Origin of the sequence: Nocardia sp. NPDC059154 (genome assembly GCF_042755705.1) — a bacterium.
Taxonomy (GTDB): domain Bacteria; phylum Actinomycetota; class Actinomycetes; order Mycobacteriales; family Mycobacteriaceae; genus Nocardia.
Map to the genome: position 1 here is coordinate 84208 of NZ_JBHZCS010000027.1, position 16095 is coordinate 100302.

15 protein-coding genes are annotated in these 16095 nt (G+C 69.4%); 13 read left to right on the forward strand and 2 right to left on the reverse strand.

The window, feature by feature from the left end; genetic code table 11:
- The first annotated feature begins 8 nt into the window (after window positions 1-8).
- From ACFXN1_RS23575 to ACFXN1_RS23630, 12 genes are all read left to right on the forward strand, one after another.
- The gene (locus tag ACFXN1_RS23575; protein WP_379443079.1) at window positions 9-884 is read left to right on the forward strand and encodes a MinD/ParA family protein; all 876 of its coding nucleotides are present in this window, start codon (window positions 9-11) and stop codon (window positions 882-884) included.
- Window positions 881-1534 carry a hypothetical protein gene (locus tag ACFXN1_RS23580; protein WP_379443078.1) on the forward strand — a complete coding sequence of 218 codons (654 nt, stop codon included), beginning with the start codon at window positions 881-883 and terminating at the stop codon, window positions 1532-1534. Before ACFXN1_RS23575 ends, ACFXN1_RS23580 begins: the two co-directional genes overlap by 4 nt.
- Window positions 1535-1712: 178 nt before the next feature.
- The gene (locus tag ACFXN1_RS23585; RefSeq protein ID WP_213556317.1) at window positions 1713-2003 is read left to right on the forward strand and encodes a hypothetical protein; all 291 of its coding nucleotides are present in this window, start codon (window positions 1713-1715) and stop codon (window positions 2001-2003) included.
- Window positions 2003-2284 (forward strand): hypothetical protein, encoded by a 282-nt coding sequence (locus ACFXN1_RS23590; RefSeq protein WP_354837264.1) that lies wholly within the window; start codon window positions 2003-2005, stop codon window positions 2282-2284. Before ACFXN1_RS23585 ends, ACFXN1_RS23590 begins: the two co-directional genes overlap by 1 nt.
- 53 nt (window positions 2285-2337) lie before the next feature.
- The gene (locus tag ACFXN1_RS23595; protein WP_379443076.1) at window positions 2338-3162 is read left to right on the forward strand and encodes a hypothetical protein; all 825 of its coding nucleotides are present in this window, start codon (window positions 2338-2340) and stop codon (window positions 3160-3162) included.
- A 43-nt stretch (window positions 3163-3205) separates the two neighbouring features.
- Complete coding sequence (locus ACFXN1_RS23600) at window positions 3206-4684, forward strand: hypothetical protein (protein WP_379395037.1); 1479 nt, start codon at window positions 3206-3208, stop codon at window positions 4682-4684.
- On the forward strand, window positions 4681-6171 hold the full coding sequence (locus ACFXN1_RS23605; RefSeq protein WP_379395035.1) for an SCO6880 family protein: 1491 nt from the start codon (window positions 4681-4683) through the stop codon (window positions 6169-6171). Before ACFXN1_RS23600 ends, ACFXN1_RS23605 begins: the two co-directional genes overlap by 4 nt.
- 891 nt (window positions 6172-7062) lie before the next feature.
- Window positions 7063-9255 (forward strand): hypothetical protein, encoded by a 2193-nt coding sequence (locus ACFXN1_RS23610; RefSeq protein ID WP_379443141.1) that lies wholly within the window; start codon window positions 7063-7065, stop codon window positions 9253-9255.
- 23 nt (window positions 9256-9278) lie between these two features.
- The gene (locus ACFXN1_RS23615; protein ID WP_354837274.1) at window positions 9279-9560 is read left to right on the forward strand and encodes a transposase; all 282 of its coding nucleotides are present in this window, start codon (window positions 9279-9281) and stop codon (window positions 9558-9560) included.
- A 155-nt stretch (window positions 9561-9715) separates the two neighbouring features.
- The gene (locus ACFXN1_RS23620) at window positions 9716-10276 is read left to right on the forward strand and encodes a hypothetical protein (protein WP_379443115.1); all 561 of its coding nucleotides are present in this window, start codon (window positions 9716-9718) and stop codon (window positions 10274-10276) included.
- Window positions 10277-10313: 37 nt separating this feature from the next.
- Window positions 10314-12215, forward strand: a complete 1902-nt coding sequence (locus ACFXN1_RS23625; RefSeq protein WP_379443117.1) for a TraM recognition domain-containing protein — start codon at window positions 10314-10316, stop codon at window positions 12213-12215.
- A complete protein-coding gene (locus ACFXN1_RS23630; protein WP_354837280.1) occupies window positions 12212-12595 on the forward strand; it encodes a DUF4913 domain-containing protein in 384 nt (127 codons plus the stop codon). The genes ACFXN1_RS23625 and ACFXN1_RS23630 overlap by 4 nt, the downstream gene beginning before the upstream one ends.
- Before the next feature lie 91 nt (window positions 12596-12686).
- Here ACFXN1_RS23630 and ACFXN1_RS23635 read toward each other — a convergent pair whose 3' ends face one another.
- Window positions 12687-13247 (reverse strand): hypothetical protein, encoded by a 561-nt coding sequence (locus tag ACFXN1_RS23635; RefSeq protein WP_379395025.1) that lies wholly within the window; start codon window positions 13245-13247, stop codon window positions 12687-12689.
- Between the two features lie 403 nt (window positions 13248-13650).
- Window positions 13651-14508 carry a peptidylprolyl isomerase gene (locus ACFXN1_RS23640; protein ID WP_379443118.1) on the reverse strand — a complete coding sequence of 286 codons (858 nt, stop codon included), beginning with the start codon at window positions 14506-14508 and terminating at the stop codon, window positions 13651-13653.
- A gap of 181 nt (window positions 14509-14689) precedes the next feature.
- Here ACFXN1_RS23640 and hisS point away from each other — a divergent pair, with 181 nt between their 5' ends.
- The gene (gene hisS / locus ACFXN1_RS23645) at window positions 14690-15970 is read left to right on the forward strand and encodes a histidine--tRNA ligase (RefSeq protein WP_379443120.1); all 1281 of its coding nucleotides are present in this window, start codon (window positions 14690-14692) and stop codon (window positions 15968-15970) included.
- Window positions 15971-16095: the final 125 nt, after the last annotated feature.

A 16095-nucleotide genomic window follows, 5' to 3' on the forward strand; every position in this document is an offset into this window, starting at 1 on the left:
CGGAGACAATGGATCAGGACTGGAGCCGCTGGCTCGACGAGAAACCCGAAGAGGGCGAATCGACGGGCCGTGCCGCGCGTTCCAAGGCTCCGGTGATGCGCTTGCGCAAGCGCCGCGGCGACTCCGGCGAGGCCGGTCCCGCGCCGCGCCCGATTCTGGTGGTGGGTGGTTGCGGCGGCGCGGGCACCACCACGACAACGCTCGGCATCGCGGGGGAGATGAGCGCCGCCGGCGCCCAAACCGTCGCTGTGGACGGCACTTTCGCGGGCAGTGATCTCGCGTTGCGCGGTGCTGACGAGCACCTGAGTCCGATCAGTCTGCAGGCCTGGCTCTACGGCCGCGGCGACGAAGAGGCCGCGCCGCTCAAGGAATGTCTCTCCCGCGCCACCTCCGGCATCGGCCTGCTGTGGCGCGATCCCGCCCCGCTGCGCCGGCGCGCCACCTACCTGACCGTCGCCCGCGCGCTCGGCGAGACCGGGTACACCCCGGTTTACGACGGCGGCAATCCGATCGCGAGCCGGCATCTGCGCCCGCTGCTCGAGGACGCCGATATCGCGCTGGTGCTGTCGATTCCGGCGCGGGTGGACGCGGCCAACCGGCTGCGCGTGACGCTGGAGTGGCTCGACGATCAGTTCGGCGGGCAGGGCGAGGGTCAGGGCGACGGCATTGTCGGCGACACCACCATCGTCGTGTCACATCAGTTGCCGGGCAGCGATTCTCGGGTCGCTGAGCATTTGCGGGAGCATCTGGACGGCTGGGTCCGTGAGATCGTCGAGATACCCTATGACGCACACCTCGCACGCGGAGAGTTGGTGCGGCACAGCAACCTGGCCGCAGAGACACGCCGCGCGTATCGCCGCCTGCTTGCTGGAGTGGCATCATGACCGCAGCCATGAAGGAACGCCGATCCGCCTCCGAGGCCGCTCTGGCGGCCGGTGTGGTGCCGCCGCCGGAATCCCGCCGCGCACCGATCTGGGACCGACCCGTACCCGGCGACGGCCGAGCGCCCCTGGTGTGGCTGCTCGGCGTGCACGGGGGCACGGGCGCGACGACGCTCTCGCATGTGCTTGCGCCGGCGGCGGATTCGTATCGGCGCTGGCCGGGCGTGTTCGACCGGGAGTCCCCGTTCGTGGTGCTGGTGGCGCGCGAGACCATCGCCGGGCTCACCCGCGCCCACGATCTGCTGCGCCAGCATCACGCCGGGCTGGCCGGTCCGTGTGAGGTGCTGGGCCTGATCACCGTGGCCGCGCGGCCGGGCCGGCTGCCCGCCGAGATCCGCCGCTACCGCGATGTGGTCGGTTCGCTGGCGGGTCAGGTGTGGCAGTTGCCGTGGCACGAGGAATGGACCCTGGTCGAGGCCGATGAGCTGCCGGTGTGGTCGCCCGGCGACCCGGTGCCGCAGCAGCGCAAGCGCAAATCCGATCCGCTGGAAGAGATTACGTCCGACGTGCGGGAGCTCGGCGTAGGCATCGTGGCCGCCGTGCAGGACGCGCTCGACGCCCCCCGCCCCCAGTTCCCGGACCGGGAGGAGTGATCATGGACGCCGACGGATTGTGTTGTGCGGGAATGAGTTCCCGGTTGCGGGGACCTGCCCGGTCCCCAGGGAAGGTGGCAGGGCAGTCAGTAGAAGGAGTTGTCGTCGCCGGTTGGACGGCCGGGCCGTGCATCGGCGAGATTGTTACTAGCAGTTCGCTTTTGGATAAGGACAGACAATGAGCATGCTCCTCGCCGTACACGACGCGTACGGCCAGATCCTCGCCCAGGTCGGGAATCCGACCCCCGAGGCACCGCCCGCGTCGGACAAATTGCTGAAACTGGTTCGGTATTTCACCTGGTTCGTTCTGTTGTCGGGAATCCTGGGCATCACCTACGCCGGTGGCCGGTTCGCCTGGGAGAAATGGACAGGAGGCGGTTTGGAGTCGCCGAAGATGGTGGCAGGGGCCATGATCGGAGGAATCGTCGCCACGAGCGCGGGCACGATCATGAATGCAGTGATCACCTAATGTCCGCCGCGCTGGTTGCGCCAGCGATGGACGCCGTGCTGGCCTACAAGCAGATGCCGCCGGATGTGATCCGGCCGATCATGCAGCTCATCGACTGGCTGCTGTGGTGTGTGCTGCTGTTCTGCCTGGCCTGGATGATCCTGGCCGCGGGCCGGCTCTGGTACGCCTTCCGCGACGACCTGGCCGCCAACGACGCGACGCACGGGGTGGTGATGAGCCTGCTGGGCGCGATCATGGCGACCTCGGCCAGCGGGATCGCGCTGGCCCTGCTGCCGACCTGACGGGCACGGGCAGCTGAATTGTCCACTGGCACACACACTTCGGAGGCCATGCGATGAGCGAGAAGGAGTCGCCCGAGCGCGACCGCGTCTCGTTCGGCGTCATCGCCTCGGCCGCCCTGGTCGCGGTCATCCTGATCGCCGGCCTGGTGGTCTACTTCGGGCACGGCGACAGCAAGCCGAGCGCCAAGCCCGACGGGACCGTCCCGGCGACCGCCGACTCCGGCGCCACCGGATTCGCCTCGCCCGACGTGGATCTGTTCGGCCGGCGCGTCGACATCCCCAACAACACGGCCGGCCAGCCGCTGCCGCAGGATCCGTCCAAGCAGCGCAAGGCCACCGACGCCGACTGGCTCACCGCCGCCCCGCTGGGGACCACCGATCCCCACGGCTGGCAGCGGGTCTACGGCGCGTCCGTGCCCTTCTCCACCTCCGACGGTCCGGCGCGCCTGGAAAACGGCCTGGCCGTCGGCTATTCGCACACCCCGCAGGGCGCGGCGTTGGCCGCGGCCCAGATCACCTACCGGCTCAACGCCCGCCCGGCCGACCGGGAGCTCTACGTCCGGCAGGTGCGGGTGCCCGCCGAACAGCTCACCGCCTACGACCAGGCGCTGGCCGATCAACGGCTGCCGAAACAGCAGCCCGAGAAGGTGACTCACTATCTGGTGGCCCCCGACGGCTTCCAGATCGAGAACTACGCAGACGACATGGCCATCGTGCGGCTGGCCGTGCGCGGGCCGGTGGTCGACAACCGGCAGCTGTGGGCGGCGGTGCGCCTGATCATGGTCTGGGACGCCGGCGACTGGCGGCTCAAACCTTCGACTTCCAAGACCGCGCAAACCGAATACGTCGATTCGCTTGCGGGGTGGACCCGATGGTGACAACAACAGATATGGCATCGCGACCCATCGAGAGGTGGACCACATGCTGAGGCGGCTAGTCACGATCCTTGCGGTCGTCTTCACCGTCATGATCGCAACCCCGACGGTGGCCTACGGCCAGACGTACGGTTTCGACCAGGCCTGCAACGAATTACACGACTCCCTCGACGGGCTGGGCGTGCCCGGCATCTCGCTCGGCGACGCGGCCTCGGCCGCGTGCAAGGCGGGCAATGTCGCGACCCACCCGAACGACGTCGCCGCCACCGTGCGCGACAAGGCGTGGGACTCCACCTTCGGCAAGGTGGTGGACTCGCTGATGAACGGTCTGGGCGAGGCGTTGATCCTGGCGTTGACGTTCTGGATGAAGATCCCGAACGAACGCGTCAGTGACGCGGGCGCGCTCTTCACGAAGATCAACGACTACACCTATCAGGTCCAGATCCTGTTACTGATGGCGTCGGTGATCCTCTCCGGCCTGAAACTGGCACAGGCCAGACGCGGAGCCGCGGTCAGCGAGGCCACGGAATCGTTCTGGATGTTCGCCCGCGTGGTGTTCAGTTCCTGGATGCTGGGCGCGGTGATCGTGGCCGCCACCCAGGCCTCGGACAAGTTCTCCGAGTGGATCATCAACGACTCCACCGGCGGCAATGCCAAGAACATCGCCGAGCTGATGGTGAAAACCTCTAAGCTGCAGGCGTTCTCGCCGGGTCTGGTGCTGATCATCGCGATCGTCGGCCTGCTCGGGGCGCTGGCCCAGATCGTGCTCGCCATCGTCCGCCAGGGCCTGCTGGTGGTGGCCGCGGGCGTGCTGCCGCTGGCCGCGGCCGCGTCGGGCACCCAGATCGGGCGCACCTCGTACTCGAAGCTGCTGGGCTGGATCATCGCGTTCATGCTCTACAAGCCGGTGGCGGCGATCGTGTACATGATCGCGTTCACCACCGCGGGCAATACCGACGACCTGACCGGCACCGCGAACCTGCCCGACGCCGACGAGGCCCAGCGCATGCTGGTCGCCATCGTGCTGCTGTGCACGGTCGCGTTCGTGCTGCCGGCGCTCATGCGCCTGGTGACCCCGGCGGTGGCCATCGTCGGTTCCGGCGGTTCGGGTCTGGCCGCCACCACCGGCACACTGGTCGGCATCGCCGCGCTCGGTGCGGTCGGTTCGCGCGCGGTGGCCCCGCGCGGTGCCGCCGGACCCGGCGCCGCCGGATTCGTCGGACCCGGTCGCGGCGGGCGTCCCCGTCCCGGTCCCGGGGGCGGTGGTCCCGGCGGCGGTGCGCCACGCCCGACACCCTCGCCACGCCCGGCGGGTGGTGGCGGCGGTGCGCCCGCCGCGAGTCCTGCCGCCCAAGGCGGTGGCGGCGCAGTACCGTCAGGCGCGTCCCGCGTCGCCAACCGGGTCGCGCAGGCGCGCGCGGCGACCGCCTCGCTGAGCAAGGCCGAGTCCACCGCGGGCGACCTGGCCGGTGACCGCTGGGCCAACCGTTCACCCGACCTCGGCAGGAGCACCATCCCGCGATGACGATGACCGAGACCTACGAGCGCCGCTCGTACGGACTGTGGCAGAAGCCCCGCAGCGCCGGCCTTTTCGGCCTGCGCTGGGGTGAGACCGTGGTCGGTTTCGCCGTCGTGATCACCGCGCTGCTGACGGCGCTGGCGGCCGGGCCGAAACCGGCCGCCGTGGTGGCGGGCATCGGCACGGTCGTGATGGTTCCACTGGTGTGGCGGACGGCGGGCCGCTCCGGCTACGAGAACGGATTGATGATGTTCCATTGGTTGCGCGGCCGGTCCAAGGGCGAGCACGTGTACCGGGGCGGGCGGTTCTCCCGGATCCCGGGCGGCGTCACCCGCCTGCCCGGGCTGATGGCCCCGTCGCGGCTCTACGAGGGCATCGACGCCGGCGGCTACAGCTTCGGCATGATCCACCTACCGCAATTCGCCCAGTACACAGTCGTTCTGCGCGCTTGGCCGCAGGGCCACGAGGCCGTCGACCAGCCGGTCATCGACCGCTGGGTGGGCGCTTGGGGCACGTTCCTGGCCTCGCTGGGGCAGACCTCCGACATCGTGGCCGTGGTGCCGGTCATCGACACCGTGCCCGAGACCGGAAACCGTTTGCTCACCGAGGTTTCCACCATCACCCGGCCCGAGGCCCCCGATCTCGCGCAGCAGGTCATGTACGAGCTGGCCACCGAACTGCCGCAGGAGCGGGTGCAGCTGCTGCCGCGGGTCGCCATCACCTTCAAGGCGACCACCGCGGAGCGCCGCAAGAATCCGGCCGAGGAGGCGGTCGAGATCGGCCGCCGCCTGCCCGGCATCTGTGCGGCCCTGGCGGAGGCCGGCGTTCGCGCCCAGCCCATGGCCGCCGACGAGATCATCTCGTTCATCCGCCGCAGCTACGACCCGGCCGCCCAGGCCGATCTCGAGGTGGCCGCGGGCGAACCCGGTGGGCACGGCCTGGATTGGGCCGACGCGGGCCCGGTCTCGCACGAGGAGCGCTGGGACCACTTCATTCACGACGGTGGCCGCTCGGTCACCTGGGAGATGGACACCGCCCCCGAGGGCGCGGTCGACGAGCGGGTGCTGCAGCGGCTGCTCGCGCCGAATCCGGAGGTGCCGCGCAAGCGCATCACCATCGTCTACCGCCCGCACTCGGCCGGCGACGCCGCCCAGATCGTGGACGACGACTACAAGAACGCCCTGGTGGCACAGCAATCCGAGCGCGGCGTCGTGTCCGCCGCCGCCACCCTGCGCGTCGGCGCCACCCAGCAGGCCCGCGAGGAGCAGGCCCGCGGGCACGGCGTCACCCGCTTCGGCGCCCTGGTCACCATTACCGAACCCCTGCGCGGCGATCTGCCGCGCATCGAGGCCATCACCCGCGACCTGTCGACCCAGGCCCGCCTCAAGATCCGCCGCTGCTACCGCTACCAGGCGGCGGCGTTCGCGGCGTCGCTCGGCTGCGGGGTGATCCTCCCCGAACACGCCACCATTCCGAAAGCGCTTGCGGGGTAACCCATGCCACGTGACTTCGACCCCTCGGTCCGCGAACGCGACGCCGCGCCGCCCACCCGGCGTGGCTCCCGCCGCGACCCGGCTCCCGTCGACCCCCACGACGAGCCGGACCCGTACCCGCCCCCGTCCACCCGCGTCATGCGCGACGAGCACCGGCCCCGGCGCGGCACCCTCCCGGACCGCCGCATGCTCCGCCGCGACCCCATCGAGCCGCCCGACCAGGATCGACCGGCCGAGGTTATGGGCGAGCACGAGGGCGAAGCGGTGCGTGCCGAGCCGGAGATCGTCACGGATCCCGCTGCGCCCCAGCATGATCCGGAGGCGATGGCGCAGCCGGAACCGCCGGTCGGCGAGCGGCCGGTGGAGGAGCGCGGCGCCTCGGTCCCGATGCCCGAGGCCGAGCCCGAGCGGGCCCAGACGCACGCGGAGATCACGAGCCGGGAGCCGGTCGAGGTCGGCACAGCGCCGCAGCTCAGCGAGACGGTGGCCGAGCCGATCGGAGTTCCCGAAGCGGACAGCGGCGCGGAGCCGGTGACGAAGGCGGCCCGGAGACGGCTTCCGGCGGTGCCCGCCCTCGAACCCACCGGTGGCACAGGCGAATCGGGCAGGGTCCAGGGTGTCGCCGCAGCCGAGGTCGTGGAGGTCCCGGCGACCGGGCGAGAGCTGGCGGTACAGGCGGAGGCCGATTCGGGGGATGCACTGCGGGCCGCGGCCGATGTGCTGGGGGAGCCCACGGCGGGATCGGCCGGGCGTCCCGGCGGCACCGAGCGGTCGGAGCGCGTGCTGGACAAGGGATCCGGCCGGAGTGGCGCGGTGGCGCGGTCCGGCGGTGTGCGCGAGGGCGAGGCTCGGTCACGGGCGCGCGGGCCGGAACGGACCGAGGGGGATCGCATGGAGCGCAAGCGGAGTCGCGAGACCACACCCGAGGCGGGTGCGGCGCGCCGCGGGGAGCCCGGTGACCGGCGGCGCGAACGACCGCGCGCAGACGGCGAACCCGGACGTGGGCGGCGCAGTGACAGTGAATCCGGGCGCGAGCGGCGTGCGGCCGAAGGCGGGCGTGAGCGCCGTGCCGACCCGGAGCGGGATGCCCGGCGCGGCAATGGCTCCGAGGGTCGCGGGCGGTCCACGGACCCGGATCGGGTGCATCTGGGCGGACGGGCCGGCGTGCCCGGTCGGACCCGCCCGGCGCGGCCGGAGGGCGAGGCTGGGGAGCGGCCGGTGCGCAACCGGCCCGCGCGTGACGGGCGGCCCGAGCGGACGGGCACCGAGGAGCGTGGCCGCGGCGCCCGTAAGGACAAGCGGGACAAGGTCGCCGACCAGGCCGAGCGCGACGCGTCGGCCAAGCGCGCGGCGGCGCGCAAGGCCGCGGCCAAGAAGAAGCAGTCCGGTCCCAAGCTGCTCGACGACACCATGCGGGCCAAGCTCGAGGTCACCGCGCGCGAGGGCAATGGCATCAGGGCGGCCTGGGCCACCTTCCGCCTGCACACCGACGATCTGCGCCGGCGCAACTTCGCGGCGCGCGCCGAGCGCATGGAGTACGGCAGCTTCGACGAATTCGACCGCACCACAGCACAACTCACCGATCGCGGCTACATCGGCGCGGGCGGCGGGCGGATGAACGTGGTCGGCCGCCCGGTCGAGTACCGCGCTACCACCGCGCAGGTCGCGGGCCTGTGGCCGTGGTCGGTCGGCGCGGGTGCGCCGCTCATCGGCACGCCGCTGGGCTCGCACCTGCACACCGGCGCACCGGTCTGCTTCGACCCGATGAACTGGTTCATGCGCGGCAGCTTCATCACCGCGCCCAGCCTGTTCGTGCTGGGCCTCAATGGTTTCGGCAAGTCTTCGCTGGTGCGACGCATCGTGCTGGGCGGCGTGGCGCAGGGCATCACCCCGCTGATCCTGGCCGACGTCAAGCCCGACTACCGCAAGCTGGTGGAACTGGTCGGCGGCCAGGTGATCGACCTGGGTTACGGGCACGGCAAGCTCAATCCGCTCGCCGCCGGTGTGCTGGGTTCGATCGTGCCGATGCTGGGCGAGTTCCCCGAACTGCAGACCCAGGTCATACAGGAGATGCGGGCCCGCCAGGTCACTTTGGTGGCCGGGCTGGTGGAACTGGTGCGCGGTGCGCGCGTGCGCGACTTCGAGGAGACCCTCATCTCCACCGCGCTGCGCATCCTCTATCGCGAGGGCAGCGCGTTCACACCGGACCACCCGCCGATCATCGAGGACCTGCTCGATGTGGTCGTGGCGGGTGGCGACGAACTGCAACTCGATGCGGGCGCGGACAATCCGGATGAATACCAGGAGGCCATCAAGGGCCTGCGCCGCTCCCTGCGCGCCCTCACCCAGGGCCCGTTCGGCGCGGTCTTCAACGGCCACACCACCACTCCGATCGACACCACCGCCACCGCCGTCTGCATCGACGTCTCCCATATCCCCAACGGCGACAAGAAACTCAAGGCCGCCGTCATGCTGGCCTGCTGGGCAGACGGTTTCGCCTCCGTCGAGGCCGCGCATGTGCTGGCCGACGCGGATCTGGGCCCCCAGCGCTACTTCCAGGTGGTGATGGACGAGCTGTGGCAGGTGCTGGGCCTGGGCGACTTCATGGTCGACCGCGTCGACGAGCTCACCCGTCTGCAGCGCGGCATCGCCACCTCGCTCATCATGATCAGCCACACCATCAAGGACCTGCAGTCCCTGGGCTCCGAGGCGGCCATCGCCAAGGCCCTCGGCTTCCTGGAACGCGCCCGCGCCAAGATCTTCGGCGCGCTCCCGGCCGAGGAGATCGCGCGTCTGGATTCCACCGTGCCGTTCACCGCCGCCGAGGAGGAGATGGTGACCAGCTGGTCCGCGCCGCAGGCGCTCACCGGTGAGGCGCTCAAACCGGGCCAGCAGCGCCCGCCCGCGCCCGGCACCGGTAAGTTCCTGCTCAAGATCGGCGAGGACCGCCGGCCCGGCATCCCGTTCCACATGGAGTTCACGCTCTCGGAACGGGAGAGCGGAATCCACGACACCAACCAGCGTTTCAGCGAATTCACCGAGACCACCGCGAGCCGCGGCTCGGACGAGGGGAGCGCCGCATGATGCCGCACCGGTCGTATCGAAGAGTGTCGCCGGAGGTCCGGCAGGCCGCCGTCGAACAGGTCATCGCCCTCACCGGCAAACTGCGCTCGGAATCCGAGGCCTGCCGGGTGGTCGCCGAACAGATCGGCGTGCACACCAATTCGGTGCGCAACTGGGTGCGTGCCGCCGAGAGCCCCGGCCTGGAACGCATGGATGCGATCGCGTTGCGCCGCAAGGTGGCTCTGCTGCAGCAGCAGCTCGCGGCCGCCGCCGAAATGAACCGCACGCTGGTGGAAACCCTCCACGACGCCAAGCGCGGCACATGAGCCGCTGCCGCGAGAACGAACACGCCGACTCGGGAAACCCGCTGGTATGGCCCGGATATACCGCTCAGCGACTAGCCTGGAAGGGTGGTCCGGTGCTGCGCCGCCGGCGCGGGCCGGTGAGCGCGAGCACGGGTGTGCACGGTGCGAGCGCAGGCATGCGTCCCGCGATTGGGGTGGTGATGCTGGTAGTGAGCATCGCAATGCTGGCCACCGCATGCGGCGGCGGCAGCTCGACCGGCGGCGGCTCGAATCCGTCTGCCGGGCAACCGCCCACGTCCACCACCCGGTTGCTGGAGGATGCCCCCGCCCCCGACCCGACCACGCCCGACGGTGTCGCGGTGACCGCGCTGGAGCAGATCTACACCTGGTACCCGGCGACCGAGTCCGAGGGCGATGCGCTGCGCCGGGCGCGGAAATGGCTGGGACCCAGCCTGATCCGTACACTGGACAACCCGTCCACCGGCGTGGAAACCCCGAGACCGTCACTGCGCTGGGCCGACTGGGCCAAGACGGGCGCTCACGTCGAGGCGTTCGCGTTCGCCTCCGGTGAGAAGGCCCCCGCCGGCGCCGACCCGAACCGGCAGCAGTACAAGATCGGCATCGAGCAGACGGTCGTCTATCCGGACGGCAGGCGGGAATCGCTACCCCCGGCCACGGTCGTCGCCACCGTCGTGCGTGGACCTGCCGGTGGCTGGTTGCTGGACGAATTCCGTTGAGCGGTAACGACTCACAGGTCATCCCAGGAGGTTAGAGATGGCGAAGAAACCGATTGCGGACCCGGCCGACCCGGGTCCCGATCGTGTCCTGCACCTCGTCTACGCGGGTTTCTACATCTTCGGAACCGTGTGGCTGGCAGTGCAATTGGGCAACCTGCTGAGCTCGCCGCGCCAGCACGTGCCGATCAACCCGATCGCCATCGTGGTCAACCTGCTCGAGGGCGAGCTGCGCTGGCCGGCCGCCGCCACCGTGATCATCGTGCTCGTCTTCGGGGGGACGCTGGGCTGGGTGCTGTACCGGCGCCGCCGCGAGCTGAGCGCCAAGAAGGGCCGACTGGCGATCGACGACAAGGCCGATCACATGGGCACCGGCGGGGCCATCAAGGCGCTCACGCTGTCCGGTGTCCGCGAGAAGGCCGGCCAGATCGGTGTGCCGCTGCACAAGCACCTCACCGGGGACATGCTCATTCCCGGTTCGCTGATGCGGCCCGGGGACATGCTGGTTCCGGGCATCCCGATCGGCATGTCGGTCGCCGACGGCGAAATGATGTACGGCTCTTACGAGGATCTGCAGGTCGACATCTGGGGCCCGCGGCAGGGCAAGACCACCTCCCGGGTGATCCCGGCCGTGCTCGCCGCCATCGGCCCGGTGGTCGTCACCTCCAACAAGCGTGACGTCGTCGACGCCACCCGGGATGTGCGCGCGGGCAAGGGCAGTCAGATCTTCGTCTTCGATCCGCAAGGCGTGGCCCCGGATTCGCACGACCTGCAGGCACAGCAGGAACCCGGCTGGTACTGGGATCCGCTGGCGTGGGTCGACGTGCACCGGCCCGGCTGCGAGGTGCGGGCGGTCAGCCTGGCCGGTCATTTCTCCGATGCGGAGGGCAGTCCCTCGGCCGGCCAGGGCGCGGACTCGTACTTCGACCCCGAGGCCGAGGATCTGCTCGCGGCGCTGTTCCTGGCCGCGGGTTTCGAGGGCAGCAACATCCTGCGCGCCTGGGAATGGGTGAACAACCCGATGGACACCACCCCCATCGAGATCCTGCGCGCGCATTCCAAGCACTACATGGCCGAGGGTCTCGCCGGCCAGTACAACCTCGACATCCGTACGCGCGACGGCATCTTCGGTGGCGCGAAGGCGATGATCAGGTGCCTGAAGTTCCCGCACATCCAGCCGTGGATCATCCCCAACGGCGGCCGGTCGGCCTTCGACGAACTGGAATTCCTCGAGCGCAACGGCACCCTCTACTGCCTGTCGCTGGAGGGCCGGGGTTCGGCGGCGCCGCTGGTGAGCGCCCTGACCGCGGCGGTCATCGACGTGGCCTCCCGGGAGGCGTCACGGTCGCCGGGCGGGCGACTGCCGGTGCCGCTGCTCGCCGCGCTCGACGAGGCCGCCAATGTCGTGCGCTGGAAGGATCTGCCGAAGCAGTACAGCCACTTCGGTTCTCGCGGCATCGTGGTGATGACGGTGCTGCAGTCCTGGGCGCAGGGCGCGCGCTGCTGGGGACCCGATGGCATGGAGGCGCTCTGGGGCGCCGCGAACATCAAGGTCATCGGCAGCGGCATCGACGACATGACCTTCCTGCAACAGCGCTCCGAGGCCATCGGCGACTACGACAGCATCTCGCAGTCGGTGTCGGAATCGAAGGGCGGCAAGAGCTATTCGCGCTCGCTGAGCTCGTCGCGGACCTTCAACGCCCATGCCCTGGCGACCCTGCCGCGCGGCCGCGCCATCCTGTTCGCCGCGGGCACACCGGCCGTGCTGCTGCGCACGGTGCCGTGGTGGGAGGGCCCCGACTCCGCCGCGGTCGAGCGGTCGATCGAAGCCCACGACCCGTCACCGACGCGCAAGACCGAGATTTCCGATCTGATCAGCCCCGCGCTGATCAAAGAGACACTGCCGGATGTTTCGGCGCCCAAGGAGGTTCGACCGCTGTGAGCGAAGAGTCAACACCCATGGTCTACGCGAGCGTGGTCGAGTTCGTGGAGAACTACCTCAGCCTCGTGTACCGCCGGCAGGTGACCGATATCAGCGACACCGTGTGGTGCCCCGAATGGTGGAAGCACGCCGAGGCGGTCGCGCGACTGGATGCCATGTGGCGGGCGTGGGAGCACTTCCGCCACGACGGCAAGACCGGGCTGAGCATCTGGTTCCTCGACCACGCCGACCCGCACATGGCGAAACTGTTCGATCCCAAGGGCCCGTTCAAGTACTGCAGTGTGCGCAACGGCCACAAGGACATGCTCACGCCGCTGCCGTTGAAGTCCCCCCAGCAGGGCTTGTTCAGCAATCCCACGATGGGGGAGTTCCCGCTCTGAGATGAAACCGTGGGCGCCGGTATGGTGCCGGCGCCGAAACGGAAAGTGGCGGATCGGGTTGCGATCCGCCACGGTTGGAAATTATTGCTGCTCAGACTCGTTCACGCGAGCGAGCGCGTTCGCGGTCCCGCTCGTGCGCTTCCTGCTCCCGCACCCGCCGCTGCGCTGCCTCCTGCTCCCGGAGCCGCACGGCGTCCTGTGCCGACTGGGCCTGCCCGACCTCCATCAGCAGCCGTACCGATTGCAGTTCGGGCGAGATGCCCATACGCGAAAGGTGTTGCGCCAGAGCGGTTCGCCGTTCCACCGAGTCGTATCGCACGGAGCCGCGGTTGGCTTGCTGCGCGGCCATTCGAGATGCCTCCGCCTGCGCGGAGAATCGATCCTTTTCGAGAGATACGCCCCGTTCACGCGTCGGGCGCTCCAAGATTCGCGAGAGTTCGCGGTTACGCGGATCACGTGCCTTGGCATCCGCTGCCTCACGCAGCCGACGCTCGCGGCCCTCCTTCTGGCGGGCCTCGGTGACCCTGACGCGTGCTTCCGCTTCCTTCTGGCCACGTTCCCGGGTGCGCAGCGCGACAAGTGTCGCGAGCTGCAACATTTGCCTCATCATCGCCGCTGTTTCGCGGCCGATGTCGTCGAGTTCCTCGGCCATTGCCTGCTCCCCGATGCTGCAGTTAGATCACTATGGATGATTGTGGTGCTTCGTCACGGATATCGCCACACGAACGGTGGTTGCGCGTAGCCATATCCCGCCTGCAAACGTGGACACCCGGAGCCCATCAGGCGTCGCAGCGGCCCGGTGGGGATTGCCCGGTGGGCTTTACTACGCCTTGGTACTCCGTTCTACGAGATTACCAGCGAAAACTCCGAAACCACCGTACGCGCGCGTCGCGATCCAGCATATATCGCACAATTCCGGCAGGTCGTGGAAAAGTCAGGATTTTCTTTGGTTAGGGAAGCCTTACGCAAGAGGTTCAACGGGACCTTCCCGAGACCTACGCCGGAAAAGAATCGGGCCCGGCGCGGGAAGCGCCGGGCCCGAAAAACCATGCTGGTCAGTTGATTTGGACCGACTGGATGTTCACGTCCGCGGCCGGCTTCCCGTCCTGGCCGCCGCCCTGGACACCCGCCTTGGCGATCTTGTCGAGGGTGGCGAGACCGGCGTCGTCGATCGTGCCGAAGATGGTGTACTGCGGCGGCAGTTGGGAGTCGCCGTAGACCAGGAAGAACTGGCTGCCATTGGTGCCCGGGCCGGCGTTGGCCATGGCGAGCACGCCGCGCTTGTAGGCGACCGGGTACTGGGCGGCTTGATCATTCGGGTCGTACTGGTCGGTCGGGTACTCGTTGTCGAACTCGTAACCGGGACCGCCCATTCCGCTGCCGGTCGGGTCGCCGCACTGCAGCACCTCCAGGCCCTTGCCCGTGGTGATGCGATGGCAGCTGGTGTTGTCGAAGAACTTCTGCTTGGCCAGGCTCTCGAAACTGTTGACCGTGCAGGGGGATTCACTCGGGGTCAGGGTCATGGAGATCGGACCCTGGCTGGTGTCCATGGTCGCCTTGACATCACCGGCGGTGGAGATATTGGCCGTGCTCGGCGGATTCACCGGCTTGTCGGCCGGCTTCTGCGACGGACGGTATGTACAGCTGACCGAGGCCGGCTTGGCCTTGGCGGCCGGCGGGGGAGCGGCGGTCAGCGAGGCGTCCGGAGTCTCCGAGGCCTTGGCACTGGTGCTGTTGTCATCGCCCTTGGTCAGGAAGTAGATGCCGACACCGGCCGCGACCGCGACCACAACACCCAGGGCCGAGGCCGCGATGGTGAGTTGCTTGCGCTTACGCGCCCGCTGGGCCCGATTCTCCAGTTGACGCTCCAGCTTCCGCTTCGCCGCAGCGCGTCGCTGTTCATTGCTCGGCACTAACTGTCCCTCCGTGAACGGTCGGTATCTGATGTCTGTACAGACTGCGGCCGTCAGCCCAGCGGCCGCGGCAGACATTACCTGCATTCGCTGAGAAAAACCTACATATGGACAGGCCCTCGTGACCGTCGGCCGGTAACCGGTTGGACTTGGCGGACGGGCGTGGTGAAAACTGGGCATCGTGACCAAGACCAGCAGCTTCCGTGCCCCGAGGGGGGTCCCCGACTATCTGCCACCCACGTCCGCCGAGTTCGTCGCCGTCCGCGACGCCCTCGTGGGGACGGCGCGATTGGCCGGATACGGGCATGTCGAGCTGCCGATCTTCGAAGAGACCGCCCTGTTCGCGCGGGGTGTGGGTGAATCCACCGACGTCGTCACCAAGGAGATGTGGACCTTCGCCGACCGCAACGGCGAGAGCTTCACCCTTCGCCCCGAAGGCACCGCCGGCGTCATGCGGGCGGTCATCGAGAACGGCCTCGACCGCGGTGCGCTGCCCGTTAAACTCTGCTACGCCGGGCCGTTCTTCCGGTACGAGCGCCCGCAGAAGGGTCGCTACCGGCAGCTGCAGCAGGTCGGCGTGGAGGCCATCGGCGTCGACGATCCGGCCCTGGACGCCGAGGTGATCGCCATCGCCGACGCCGGATTCCGGGGGCTCGGACTGGAGGGTTTCCGGCTCGAGATCACCTCGCTCGGCGACGAGACCTGCCGGCCGCAATATCGAGAACTGTTGCAGGACTTCCTGTTCAAGCTGCCGCTGGACGAGGAGACCAAGCGCCGGGCGCTGATCAACCCGCTGCGGGTGCTCGACGACAAGCGTCCCGAGGTCAAGGCGATGACCGTCGACGCGCCGCTCATGATCGACCACCTGTCGGAGTCGGCCAAGGCGCACTTCGAGCAGGTGCTCGGCCTCCTCGACGCGCTGGGCGTGCCGTACGTGGTCAACCCGCGCATGGTGCGCGGGCTCGACTACTACACGAAGACCACCTTCGAATTCGTGCACGACGGGCTGGGCGCGCAGTCCGGCATCGGCGGCGGCGGCCGTTACGACGGGCTGATGGCCGAGCTCGGCGGGCAGCCGCTGTCGGGCATCGGCTTCGGCATCGGCGTCGACCGGACGGTGCTGGCGCTCGAGGCCGAGGGCAAGTCCGCCGTCGACGGTCCCCGCGTCCAGGTGTTCGGCGTCCCGCTCGGTGAAGTGGCCAAGCAGCGCCTGGTGGTGCTCGCGGCCGAGTTGCGCCGGGCCGGCATCCGCATCGACCTCGCCTACGGCGGCCGCGGTATGAAGGGCGCGATGAAAGCGGCCGACAAGTCCGGTGCGCAGCTGGCCCTGGTGCTCGGTGACCGCGAGGTCGCCGAGGGCCAGATCGGGCTCAAGGATCTGAGCACCGGCGAACAGCGTCAGATCCCCCTGGACGAGGCCGTCGCCCAGGTCGCGGCCGCACTCGCGGGCGAGCAGAACTGACCCGTCGGCCGAGCCGGACAGCGCCGCTGTCCGGCCCGGCCGGCAGCCGCCGCGCCGATGGGGGCTTGGGGTGGGGCAAATCGGGGTATGGGGTTAGGACCTGCTGGTACCGTGCGGTGCGTCCC

Bases quoted from the DNA above. Each gene is read 5' to 3' on its own strand.
- ACFXN1_RS23580 (WP_379443078.1), top strand. From the start codon at position 881: ATGACCGCAGCCATGAAGGAACGCCGATCCGCCTCCGAGGCCGCTCTG.
- ACFXN1_RS23595 (WP_379443076.1), top strand. From the start codon at position 2,338: ATGAGCGAGAAGGAGTCGCCCGAGCGCGACCGCGTCTCGTTCGGCGTC.
- ACFXN1_RS23605 (WP_379395035.1), top strand. From the start codon at position 4,681: ATGACGATGACCGAGACCTACGAGCGCCGCTCGTACGGACTGTGGCAG.
- ACFXN1_RS23625 (WP_379443117.1), top strand. From the start codon at position 10,314: ATGGCGAAGAAACCGATTGCGGACCCGGCCGACCCGGGTCCCGATCGT.
- ACFXN1_RS23585 (WP_213556317.1), top strand. From the start codon at position 1,713: ATGAGCATGCTCCTCGCCGTACACGACGCGTACGGCCAGATCCTCGCC.
- ACFXN1_RS23575 (WP_379443079.1), top strand. From the start codon at position 9: ATGGATCAGGACTGGAGCCGCTGGCTCGACGAGAAACCCGAAGAGGGC.
- ACFXN1_RS23620 (WP_379443115.1), top strand. From the start codon at position 9,716: ATGCGTCCCGCGATTGGGGTGGTGATGCTGGTAGTGAGCATCGCAATG.
- ACFXN1_RS23600 (WP_379395037.1), top strand. From the start codon at position 3,206: ATGCTGAGGCGGCTAGTCACGATCCTTGCGGTCGTCTTCACCGTCATG.
- ACFXN1_RS23635 (WP_379395025.1), bottom strand. From the start codon at position 13,247: ATGGCCGAGGAACTCGACGACATCGGCCGCGAAACAGCGGCGATGATG.
- ACFXN1_RS23610 (WP_379443141.1), top strand. From the start codon at position 7,063: ATGGAGCGCAAGCGGAGTCGCGAGACCACACCCGAGGCGGGTGCGGCG.
- ACFXN1_RS23590 (WP_354837264.1), top strand. From the start codon at position 2,003: ATGTCCGCCGCGCTGGTTGCGCCAGCGATGGACGCCGTGCTGGCCTAC.